Raw genomic sequence first — 10,426 nt, 5'->3', positions numbered from 1 at the left:
TCATCCACCGAAGTGGACGGGGTATCAACTTCTGGCGTTGATTTTTGGCACGCTGTTGAGTTCTCAAGGAACGGACGCTTCCTTTGTACTCACCCTCTCGGGCTTTCCTCCGGGCTTCGTTCTTCGTTTCCGACTCTATCAGACTCTTTCGTGTCCGATTCCCGGTCGAAACGGGATCTTGCTTTTCGCTTTCCAGGTCTTCGCTTTCGCGTTTCCCTTTCCTGAGATTCCAACTCTACCAGATTCTTTTCCCGCTCCGTTTACCGGAGTTGAATTCGAATTCGGTGACCGTTGGGGGTCTTTCCCTTTCGGGAGGTTCAGACCATATCAGGTTTCCCTGGGCTGATTTACCCGCGCTCGTGGGTGTGCCCGGGCACGTGAGTGCTCACAGGTTCCTTCGAGGCGGGAGACGTAAACGTACTGGAGCGGGGCCCCCGGATGCAAATCCGGTTGCCCCGCTCCAGTGAGGACGCTACGAGGTCGCTACGGAGAGCGTCAGACCTCGACCACGACGGGGAGGATCATCGGGCGGCGGCGGTAGCCGTCCGAGACCCACTTGCCCATGGTGCGGCGGATGAGCTGCTGGATCTGGTGCGGCTCCGCTACGCCGTCCGCCGCCGCGCGGGCGATGGACTCCTCGATCTTCGGCAGGACCGCGGCGAAGGCCGAGTCCTCGATGCCGGAGCCCCTGGCCTGGATGTTCGGGCCGCTCACGATCTTGCCCGTGGTGCTGTCCACCACGACGTAGACCGAGATGATGCCCTCGTCTCCGAGGATGCGGCGGTCCTTGAGGGAGGCCTCGGTGACGTCGCCGACCGAGAGGCCGTCGACGTACACGTAGCCGGCCTGGACCTTGCCCGTGATCTTGGCCTTGCCGTCGATGAGGTCGACGACCACGCCGTCCTCGGCGATGACGATGCGGTCCTTCGGGACACCCGTCAGGGCGCCCAGCTCGGCGTTGGCGCGCAGGTGGCGCCATTCGCCGTGGACCGGCATGAGGTTCCGCGGCTTGCAGATGTTGTAGAAGTACAACAGCTCGCCGGCCGAGGCGTGGCCCGAGACGTGCACCTTGGCGTTGCCCTTGTGGACGACGTTGGCGCCCCAGCGGGTCAGGCCGTTGATCACGCGGTAGACCGCGTTCTCGTTGCCCGGGATCAGGGACGACGCCAGGATCACGGTGTCGCCCGGGACGATCCTGATCTGGTGGTCGCGGTTGGCCATGCGGGACAGCGCGGCCATCGGCTCGCCCTGCGAACCGGTGCAGACCAGGACGACCTCGTGGGCCGGCAGGTCGTCGAGCGTCTTGACGTCCACGACGAGACCGGCCGGGACCCGCAGGTAGCCCAGGTCACGGGCGATGCCCATGTTGCGGACCATCGAGCGGCCGACGAAGGCGACCCTGCGGCCGTGCTCGTGGGCGGCGTCGATGATCTGCTGGATCCGGTGCACGTGGCTGGCGAAGCTCGCCACGATGATCCGGTTCTTGGCACTGGCGAAGACGTTGCGCAGGACGCCCGAGATCTCGCGCTCCGGCGGGACGAAGCCCGGGACCTCGGCGTTCGTGGAGTCCGAGAGGAGGAGGTCGATGCCCTCTTCGCTCAGACGCGCGAAGGCGTGCAGGTCGGTGAGGCGGTTGTCCAGCGGGAGCTGGTCCATCTTGAAGTCACCGGTGCACACGACCATGCCGGCGCCGGTGCGGATGGCCACGGCCAGGGCGTCCGGGATGGAGTGGTTGACCGCGATGAATTCGCAGTCGAAGGGGCCGAGGTTCTCGCGCTCGCCTTCCTTCACCTCAAGGGTGTAGGGGCGGATGCGGTGCTCCTGGAGCTTCGCCTCGATGAGGGCCAGCGTCAGCTTGGAGCCGATCAGCGGGATGTCCGGCTTCTCGCGGAGGAGGAACGGAACGGCGCCGATGTGGTCCTCGTGGCCGTGCGTGAGGACGATGCCCTCGATGTCGTCGAGGCGATCCCGGATGGACGAGAAGTCCGGAAGGATCAGGTCGATGCCCGGCTGCTCCTCTTCGGGGAAGAGGACGCCGCAGTCGACGATCAGCAGACGACCGTCGAACTCGAAGACGGTCATGTTGCGACCGATCTCGCCGAGACCGCCCAGGGGGGTGACCCGGAGGCCGCCCTTGGCGAGCTTCGGCGGCGGGCCCAGTTCAGGGTGCGGATGGCTCAAAAGTATCTCCTTAACCACACACGCCACGTACCTACGAAGGCACGTGGCGGGCATGTCATTCGTGCACAGGTGCACTTGCTGTGTGTCTTGTGGGTGTCTCTGGTACTGCCTATTCAGTTGTGAAGTCTGTGGTGCCCGGCGTCGGGCCCGGTGTCAGAGCTGTACCCCGCCGGCAGCAAGATCGATCTTGAGCTGGGCCGTCTCTTCGGCCGTCAGCTCGATCAGCGGCAGTCGCAGCGGACCCGCGGGCAGGCCCTGGAGGTGCAGCGCGCCCTTGGTGGTGATGACGCCCTGCGTGCGGAACATGCCGGTGAAGACCGGGAGCAGCTTCTGGTGGATCTCGGTCGCCTTCTGCACGTCGCCGCCGAGGTAGGCCTCCAGCATGGAGCGCAGCTCGGGGGTGACCACGTGGCCGACGACGGAGACGAAACCGGCCGCGCCCACGGACAGCAGGGGCAGGTTCAGCATGTCGTCGCCGGAGTACCAGGCCAGGCCGCTCTGCGCGATGGCCCAGCTGGCACGGCCCAGGTCACCCTTGGCATCCTTGTTGGCGACGATACGCGGGTGCTCCGCGAGGCGCACGATGGTTTCGGTGTTGATCGGGACACCACTGCGACCGGGGATGTCGTAGAGCATCACCGGCAGCCCGGTGGCGTCGGCGATCGCCGTGAAGTGCCGGTAGAGGCCCTCCTGCGGCGGCTTGCTGTAGTACGGCGTGACCGCGAGCAGGCCGTGCGCCCCGGTGCGCTCGGCCTCGCGCGCCAGTTCCAGGGTGTGGGCGGTGTCGTTGGTGCCGATGCCGGCGACCACATGGGCGCGGTCCCCGACCGCTTCGAGCACGGCTCGTACGAGGTCGTTTTTCTCCGCGTCGGTGGTGGTCGGGGACTCACCGGTGGTCCCGTTGATGATCAGGCCGTCGTTGCCTGCGTCCACCAGGTGGACGGCGAGCTGCTGCGCGCCGTCGAGGTCGAGTGCGCCATCCGCCGTGAACGGCGTGATCATGGCGGTGAGGACCCGCCCGAAGGGGGTCTGCGGAGTCGAGATCGGAGCCATGGGTAACACGCTACTCGCTGCCACGCTCGCGGTGTCCCCTCGGGGGACGTCAACAGGGGGGTGCCGACCTCTGAGGGGTCGGGTGGTGTTGGATCCCGGCACTGCCTGCTCGGGGGTTCAAGCAGTGCCGGGTCCGTTTGATCAGCCTAGATGAACTTTGCGAAACGTCGCAATACGGACACTTCGGTCAAGTCTCCGTACATGCGTACGTGCCGGGCGCCGCACGGGATTCCGGCGTTACGGAGCCACGCGGCCGTTTGTGTTGAAGGCCGTGTGGGTCAGGGGCATCAGGGCCGCCCAGTGCTCTTCCATCTTCTCGCCGACCATCTCGATCTCCCGCTGCGGGAAGGACGGGACCGCCGCCAGCTCGTGCTGGGTGCGCAGGCCGAGGAAGTGCATGAGCGAGCGCGCGTTGCAGGTGGCGTACATCGACGAGAAGAGGCCGACCGGCAGCACCGCGCGGGCCACCTCGCGGGCCACGCCCGCGGCGAGCATCTCCTGGTACGCCTCGTAGGCCTGGCGGTACGAGTCCTCCATGACGCGGCCGGTCAGCTCCTGCTGGTCCGCCGTGCCGTCGACGAAGACGTACTTGCCCGGGCGGCCCTCCTGGACCAGCTTGCGCTCGGCGTCGGGCACGTAGAAGACCGGCTGGAGCTCCCTGTAGCGGCCCGACTCCTCGTTGTAGGACCAGCCCACGCGGTGCCGCATGAACTCGCGGAAGACGAAGATCGGGGCGCTGATGAAGAAGGTCATCGAGTTGTGCTCGAAGGGGCTGCCGTGGCGGTCCCGCATCAGGTAGTTGATCAGGCCCTTGGACCGCTCGGGGTCCTTCTGGAGCTCTTCGAGGGACTGTTCCCCGGCCGTGGAGACCCGGGCCGCCCACAGCACGTCGGAGTCGGCGGCGGAGTGCTTCACCAACTCCACCGTGACGTCACTGCGGAAGCTGGGTTTGAGGTCTGAAGCGGCGGTCTCGCTCACCGGGGGTCCTTCCAAAGGGCATCGCTTGGGGCGCGACCACTCTACGGCGCCGGGCAGCCGCCCCCGGACCGCGGCACAGACCGTTCCACATCTGACTCCCAGCCATAAAGTTCCGCTAAATTGCCGAAATCCGGCACCGTTCGGCCCCGTTGTACGTCCTTACGAGTAGTGGTGGCCGCCCGGGTCGCCACCCGGCCCCAAGGGCCCGATCGTGAGGAGAGTCGCTCCCATGTTCCGCCGGCGCGAACCCGTCCCGTTTGCCTTCGTCGCCGAGGCCGACCGTTTCCGAAGCAACGTCACCCCGCCGCCACGCGAGAGTCTCGGTTTCGGGCAGATCGCCGCCCGTAGTCTGGTCGGACTGACCGTGGTGGCGGGGCTCGTCGGCTCGTTGCTCTTCGGCATGCCCGCACTGCAGCCGCACAAGGCGCCCGAAAAGGCCCAGCAGTCCGAGGCCTCCGAAGGGCGTTGAGCCGTACCGACCCGTCCGGCCCCCCTGAGGTGGTCGGCCGTGATCGGACTGGGTAGCCTCACCGGCACTGCCCTACCGAATGTGCATGTGAGTGAGGATCAGCCGTGCCCCTGCCCTTCCTGACGGCCGAGCACCTCGACGGCGAGGACGATGCCGACGCGGCGCTCCCCCACGACGACCCGGACCGCTGGCGTCGGCCCTACCGGCCCGGCCCCTGGCGGGTGGCCATCGCGGCCGTACTGCTCCTGCTGGCCTCGTTCATGCTGCTCGCGACGATGATCATCGCGTTCGCGGGCGCATGGGCCGGCGCCGCCGTCTGTGCCGCCGCCGCCCTCGCGGTCATCGGGACCGCGCTGCGGATGCTGCGCGCGGGCGTCTGGGTGAGCCGTACGGGGCTGCGCCGGGTGTCCTTCTTCTCGACCCGCTCGATTCCCTGGTCCGAGGTCGGCGAGGTCCGCACGGTCCAGCAGCCGGTGCGCTGGCTGGGCCTGCCCCGCACCGTGCAGGGACAGGCGCTGACCGTGGCCGCGCGCGACGGGGCCCCGGCCCCGGTGCTGCTCACCGACCACAGCGCGGACTTCCTGGCCCGCGCCGAGGCCTTCGACCGTGCCGCGGGCATCGTCGAAGCCTGGGCCGAGGAGTACCGGGCCGTGCCGGTGGGCTGAGCGGGCGTCACCGGACGCACACGCCGCGCGGAGGGCCGTACAGGTATCAGACCTGTACGGCCCTTCCGTCGTGGAGGGCGATCGCCCGCTGCATGGCCTTGCGGGCCCGCGGGGTGTCGCGGGCGTCGTGGTAGGCCACGGCGAGGCGGAACCAGTTGCGCCAGTCCCCCGGGCCCTCCTCGGTCTCGGCCTTGCGGCGCGCGAAGACCTCGTCGGCCGACTCCCGCAGGATCCGGCCGTGCTCGTCCCGCTCCAACTCGTCCACGGGCAGCCCGCCCTCGGCCTCCAGCTCGGTGGAGAGCTGGTTGGCCCGGGTGACGAACCGCGTGTTCTTCCAGAGGAACCACACGCCGACGACGGGCAGGACCAGCACCGACAGCCCGAGGGGGACGGTGATCCAGGTGCCCATGGACAGCAGGGTCACGCCCTGGCGGCCGGCCAGGACGAAGTAGAAGACCAGGACGGCGGCCGTGATGAAGTAGATGATCTTCGCGCGCATAAGGAGTGCTACTGCCTGCTCAGCCGAGGTCGAGGAAGTGTTCCAGGCCGAAGGTGAGGCCCGGGGTCTGCGTCACGCGGCGCGCGCCGAGCAGGATGCCCGGCATGAAGCTGCTGTGGTGCAGGGAGTCGTGGCGCAGGGTCAGGGTCTCGCCCTGACCGCCGAGCAGCACCTCCTGGTGGGCCAGCAGGCCCGCCAGGCGGATCGCGTGCACCCGGACGCCGTCCACGTCGGCGCCGCGGGCGCCGTCGAGAGCGGTGACCGTCGCGTCGGGCTGCGGGGCGCAGCCGGCTTCGGCGCGGGCCGCCGCGATCAGCTGCGCCGTGCGGGTCGCCGTGCCGGAGGGCGCGTCGACCTTGTGCGGGTGGTGCAGCTCGATGACCTCGACGGAGTCGAAGTAGCGCGCGGCCTGGGCCGCGAACTTCATCGTGAGCACCGCGCCGATGGAGAAGTTCGGGGCGATGAGCACACCGGTCCGCGGCGAACCGGAGAGCCAGGTGTTCAGCTGCGCGAGGCGGTCCTCGGTCCAGCCGGTCGTGCCGACGACCGCGTGCATGCCGTGGCGCACGCAGAAGTCGAGGTTGCCCATGACGGAGGCGGGGGTGGTCAGCTCGACCACGACCTCGGCGCCGACCTCGGCCAGCGTCTCCAGCTTGTCCCCGCGGGAGAGGGCGGCGACCAGTTCCATGTCCTCGGCGGCCTCGACGGCCCGTACGGCCTCGGAGCCGATCCGGCCCTTGGCACCGAGGACGGCCACGCGCAGCTTGCTCATGTCTTTCGCTTCCTTACGTCCGTGACGTCGTACGTTGCTACGCGACCGCTTCGTCGAGGCGCGCGGCCTGCTTCTCCTTCAGCGGGCCGATCACCGACAGCGAGGGCCGCTGGGCCAGTACATCGTGCGCGACCGCGCGGACGTCGTCCGGGGTCACCTCGGCGATCCGGGCCAGCATGTCGGAGACCGACATCTGGGTGCCCCAGCACAGCTCGCTCTTGCCGATGCGGTTCATCAGGGCGCCGGTGTCCTCCAGGCCGAGGACCGTGGAGCCGGAGAGCTGCCCGATGGCGCGGCGGATCTCGTCGTCGGTGAGCCCGTCGGTGGCGACCTTGTCCAGCTCGTCCCGGCAGATCCGCAGCACGTCGTGGACCTGGCTGGGGCGGCAGCCCGCGTAGACCCCGAAGAGGCCGGTGTCGGCGAAGCCGGAGGTGTACGAGTACACGCTGTAGGCCAGGCCGCGCTTCTCGCGGACCTCCTGGAAGAGGCGGGAGGACATCCCGCCGCCGAGGGCCGTGTTCAGCACGCCGAGCGCCCAGCGGCGCTCGTCGGTGCGGGCGAGTCCCGGCATCCCGAGGACCACGTGGGCCTGCTCGGTCTTGCGGTTGACCAGCTCGACCTGCCCGGCGACGCGGATCCGGCGGGTGCCGGTGCGCGGGCCGATGGGCTCCTGGCCGGTGCCGTCGAAGCCGGCGCGCTCGAAGGCGGCGCGGACCTGGCGGACGACCTTGGCGTGGTCGACGTTGCCCGCGGCGGCCACGACCAGGTGCGTCGGGTCGTAGTGCTTCTTGTAGAAGCGGCGGATCCGGTCGGCGCTCAGCGCGTTGATCGTGTCGACGGTGCCGAGGACGGGACGGCCCAGCGGGGTGTCGCCCAGCATGGTGTGCGCGAACAGGTCGTGCACGCAGTCGCCCGGATCGTCCTCGGTCATCGCGATCTCTTCGAGGATGACGCCGCGCTCGGAGTCGACGTCCTCCTCGCGGATCAGCGAGCCGGTGAGCATGTCGCACACCACGTCGATGGCGAGCGGCAGGTCCGTGTCGAGCACCCGTGCGTAGTAGCAGGTGTACTCCTTCGCCGTGAAGGCGTTCATCTCTCCGCCGACCGCGTCGATCGAGGAGGAGATGTCGAGGGCACTGCGCTTCTTGGTGCCCTTGAAGAGGAGGTGCTCCAGGTAGTGGGTGGCTCCGTTCAGCGTGGGGGTCTCGTCGCGGGATCCGACGTGGGCCCAGATGCCGAAGGTCGCCGAGCGCACGGACGGCAGCGTCTCGGTGACGATGCGCAGTCCGTTCGGCAGGGTCGTGCGGCGGACCGTGCCGGTCCCGTTCTCGCCCGGGAGCAGGGTTTGGGTACGGGCGACGGCCCGCACCTCGGAAGAGGTGCGGGCCGTCACTCGGGAACTACGCGACATCACTTGTCGGAGTCGTCCTTGTCAGCGTCGGCGTCGGCCGCTTCGCCGTCGATCACGGGGATCAGCGACAGCTTGCCACGGGAGTCGATCTCGGCGATCTCGACCTGGACCTTGGTACCGACCGCGAGCACGTCCTCGACGTTCTCCACGCGCTTGCCACCGGCGAGCTTGCGGATCTGCGAGATGTGCAGGAGGCCGTCCTTGCCGGGCATGAGGGAGACGAAGGCACCGAAGGTGGTGGTCTTGACGACCGTACCCAGGTACCGCTCGCCGACCTCCGGCATGGTCGGGTTGGCGATCTGGTTGATCGTGGCACGGGCGGCCTCGGCGGCCGGACCGTCGGAGGCGCCGATGTAGATGGTGCCGTCGTCCTCGATCGTGATCTCGGCGCCGGTGTCCTCCTGGATCTGGTTGATCATCTTGCCCTTGGGGCCGATGACCTCACCGATCTTGTCCACGGGGATCTTGACCGTGATGATCCGCGGGGCGTTGGGGGACATCTCGTCCGGCGTGTCGATCGCTTCCATCATCACGTCGAGGATGTGGAGGCGGGCGTCGCGGGCCTGGGTGAGGGCCGCGGCCAGGACGGAGGCCGGGATGCCGTCCAGCTTGGTGTCCAGCTGGAGGGCGGTCACGAACTCCTTGGTGCCGGCGACCTTGAAGTCCATGTCGCCGAAGGCGTCCTCCGCACCGAGGATGTCGGTGAGGGCGACGTAGTGCGTCTTGCCGTCGATCTCCTGGGAGATCAGACCCATGGCGATGCCGGCGACGGGGGCCTTGAGCGGCACACCGGCGTTCAGCAGCGACATGGTGGAGGCGCAGACGGAGCCCATGGAGGTCGAACCGTTGGAGCCGAGGGCCTCGGACACCTGACGGATCGCGTAGGGGAACTCCTCGCGGGTCGGCAGGACCGGCACGATCGCGCGCTCGGCGAGCGCGCCGTGGCCGATCTCGCGGCGCTTGGGCGAACCCACGCGACCCGTCTCGCCGACCGAGTACGGCGGGAAGTTGTAGTTGTGCATGTAGCGCTTGCGGGTCACCGGGGAGAGGGTGTCCAGCTGCTGCTCCATGCGGAGCATGTTGAGGGTGGTGACGCCCAGGATCTGGGTCTCGCCACGCTCGAACAGCGCCGAGCCGTGCACGCGCGGGATGGCCTCGACCTCGGCGGCGAGGGTACGGATGTCCGTGAGCCCGCGGCCGTCGATGCGGACCTTGTCCTTGATCACGCGCTCGCGGACCAGGGCCTTGGTCAGGCTGCGGTACGCGCCGGAGATCTCCTTCTCGCGGCCTTCGAAGGCCGGGAGGAGCTTCGCGGCGGCGATCTCCTTGATGCGGTCCAGCTCGGCCTCGCGGTCCTGCTTGCCCGCGATGGTCAGCGCCTTGGTCAGGTCGCCCTTGACCGCGGCCGAGAGGGCCTCGTAGACGTCGTCCTGGTAGTCCAGGAAGACCGGGAACTCGCCGGTGGGCTTGGCGGCCTTCGACGCGAGGTCGGCCTGCGCCTTGCAGAGGGCCTTGATGAAGGGCTTCGAGGCGTCGAGGCCGGCGGCCACGACCTCCTCGGTCGGCGCCTCGGCGCCGCCCTGGACCAGGGTGATGGTCTTCTCGGTGGCCTCGGCCTCGACCATCATGATCGCGACGTCGCCGTCGTCGAGCACGCGACCGGCGACGACCATGTCGAAGACGGCGTCCTCGAGCTCGGTGTGCGTCGGGAAGGCGACCCACTGGCCACGGATCAGCGCGACGCGGACGCCGCCGATCGGGCCGGAGAAGGGCAGGCCGGCCAGCTGGGTGGACGCGGACGCGGCGTTGATCGCGATGACGTCGTACAGGTGGTCCGGGTTGAGCGCCATGATCGTGGCGACGACCTGGATCTCGTTGCGCAGGCCCTTCTTGAAGGAAGGACGCAGCGGGCGGTCGATCAGGCGGCAGGTGAGGATCGCGTCCTCGGAGGGCCGGCCCTCACGACGGAAGAAGGAGCCGGGGATCTTGCCGGCCGCGTACTGCCGCTCCTCGACGTCCACCGTCAGGGGGAAGAAGTCGAGCTGGTCCTTGGGCTTCTTCGACGCGGTGGTGGCGGACAGCACCATCGTGTCGTCGTCCAGGTAGGCAACGGCGGAGCCGGCGGCCTGGCGGGCCAGACGGCCCGTCTCGAAGCGGATGGTGCGGGTGCCGAAGGAACCGTTGTCAATGACGGCCTCGGCGTAGTGGGTCTCGTTCTCCACTAGCGTTTTCTCCATTTTCGTCGTCTCCCGTCCTCCGCCCGTGTGGCGGGGGACGGTTTTCGGAGAAGCGCTCCTTGCGTGCGGGCCGGTCTTCGATCGAAGCATCCGGTTCGTGGCCCGGCATTCGGGCCTTCCGGGTGCCACTACCGAGGACCGGCGGCGTAGGGAGGGCGCTC

Annotated in this window: 10 protein-coding genes; 3 read left to right on the top strand and 7 right to left on the bottom strand. The window is 68.6% G+C overall.

The genetic code is table 11. The features are described from left to right. Positions 1–346: hypothetical protein (locus ACIQWR_RS04245; protein WP_404004994.1), on the top strand; the 346-nt coding region annotated here is incomplete at its 5' end. 149 nt (positions 347–495) lie between these two features. On the opposite strand, the gene ACIQWR_RS04240 is transcribed toward ACIQWR_RS04245, so the two are convergent. The 3 genes from ACIQWR_RS04240 to thyX form a co-directional block, all read right to left on the bottom strand. Next, positions 496–2,181 (bottom strand): ribonuclease J, encoded by a 1,686-nt coding sequence (locus tag ACIQWR_RS04240; RefSeq protein WP_404004992.1) that lies wholly within the window; start codon positions 2,179–2,181, stop codon positions 496–498. 153 nt (positions 2,182–2,334) lie between these two features. Continuing rightward, positions 2,335–3,234 carry a 4-hydroxy-tetrahydrodipicolinate synthase gene (gene dapA, locus ACIQWR_RS04235; protein ID WP_399265870.1) on the bottom strand — a complete coding sequence of 300 codons (900 nt, stop codon included), beginning with the start codon at positions 3,232–3,234 and terminating at the stop codon, positions 2,335–2,337. A gap of 237 nt (positions 3,235–3,471) precedes the next feature. Further along, positions 3,472–4,212: an FAD-dependent thymidylate synthase gene (gene thyX / locus ACIQWR_RS04230; RefSeq protein ID WP_404004991.1), complete on the bottom strand. Its 741-nt coding sequence runs from the start codon at positions 4,210–4,212 to the stop codon at positions 3,472–3,474. A gap of 229 nt (positions 4,213–4,441) precedes the next feature. Between thyX and ACIQWR_RS04225 the strand changes: the two genes are divergently transcribed. Both ACIQWR_RS04225 and ACIQWR_RS04220 read left to right on the top strand, forming a co-directional pair. Further along, positions 4,442–4,681 (top strand): hypothetical protein, encoded by a 240-nt coding sequence (locus tag ACIQWR_RS04225; protein ID WP_385787470.1) that lies wholly within the window; start codon positions 4,442–4,444, stop codon positions 4,679–4,681. A gap of 104 nt (positions 4,682–4,785) precedes the next feature. Beyond that, positions 4,786–5,346 (top strand): PH domain-containing protein, encoded by a 561-nt coding sequence (locus ACIQWR_RS04220; RefSeq protein ID WP_404004989.1) that lies wholly within the window; start codon positions 4,786–4,788, stop codon positions 5,344–5,346. Positions 5,347–5,392: 46 nt separating this feature from the next. Here the strand turns inward: ACIQWR_RS04220 and ACIQWR_RS04215 are convergent, their stop codons facing one another. Genes ACIQWR_RS04215 through ACIQWR_RS04200 form a run of 4 tightly spaced genes read right to left on the bottom strand, consistent with a single transcriptional unit; the run spans position 5,393 to position 10,250 of the window. Further along, positions 5,393–5,845 carry a hypothetical protein gene (locus ACIQWR_RS04215; RefSeq protein ID WP_404004988.1) on the bottom strand — a complete coding sequence of 151 codons (453 nt, stop codon included), beginning with the start codon at positions 5,843–5,845 and terminating at the stop codon, positions 5,393–5,395. Between the two features lie 19 nt (positions 5,846–5,864). Further along, positions 5,865–6,617: a 4-hydroxy-tetrahydrodipicolinate reductase gene (gene dapB, locus ACIQWR_RS04210; RefSeq protein ID WP_404004987.1), complete on the bottom strand. Its 753-nt coding sequence runs from the start codon at positions 6,615–6,617 to the stop codon at positions 5,865–5,867. Between the two features lie 37 nt (positions 6,618–6,654). Continuing rightward, positions 6,655–8,031, bottom strand: coding sequence for a M16 family metallopeptidase (locus tag ACIQWR_RS04205; RefSeq protein WP_404004986.1), 1,377 nt, complete (start codon positions 8,029–8,031; stop codon positions 6,655–6,657). Further along, the gene (locus tag ACIQWR_RS04200) at positions 8,028–10,250 is read right to left on the bottom strand and encodes a polyribonucleotide nucleotidyltransferase (RefSeq protein ID WP_404005047.1); all 2,223 of its coding nucleotides are present in this window, start codon (positions 10,248–10,250) and stop codon (positions 8,028–8,030) included. Before ACIQWR_RS04200 ends, ACIQWR_RS04205 begins: the two co-directional genes overlap by 4 nt. Positions 10,251–10,426: the final 176 nt, after the last annotated feature.

The sequence above is a fragment of the Streptomyces sp. NPDC098789 genome (assembly GCF_044759975.1).
Classification (GTDB): domain Bacteria; phylum Actinomycetota; class Actinomycetes; order Streptomycetales; family Streptomycetaceae; genus Streptomyces.
This window is presented reverse-complemented; position numbering and strand designations above follow the sequence as displayed.

Coding starts and splice junctions, on each gene's coding strand:
- ACIQWR_RS04225 (WP_385787470.1), top strand. CDS start 4,442: ATGTTCCGCCGGCGCGAACCCGTCCCGTTTGCCTTCGTCGCCGAGGCC.
- ACIQWR_RS04215 (WP_404004988.1), bottom strand. CDS start 5,845: ATGCGCGCGAAGATCATCTACTTCATCACGGCCGCCGTCCTGGTCTTC.
- dapA (WP_399265870.1), bottom strand. CDS start 3,234: ATGGCTCCGATCTCGACTCCGCAGACCCCCTTCGGGCGGGTCCTCACC.
- dapB (WP_404004987.1), bottom strand. CDS start 6,617: ATGAGCAAGCTGCGCGTGGCCGTCCTCGGTGCCAAGGGCCGGATCGGC.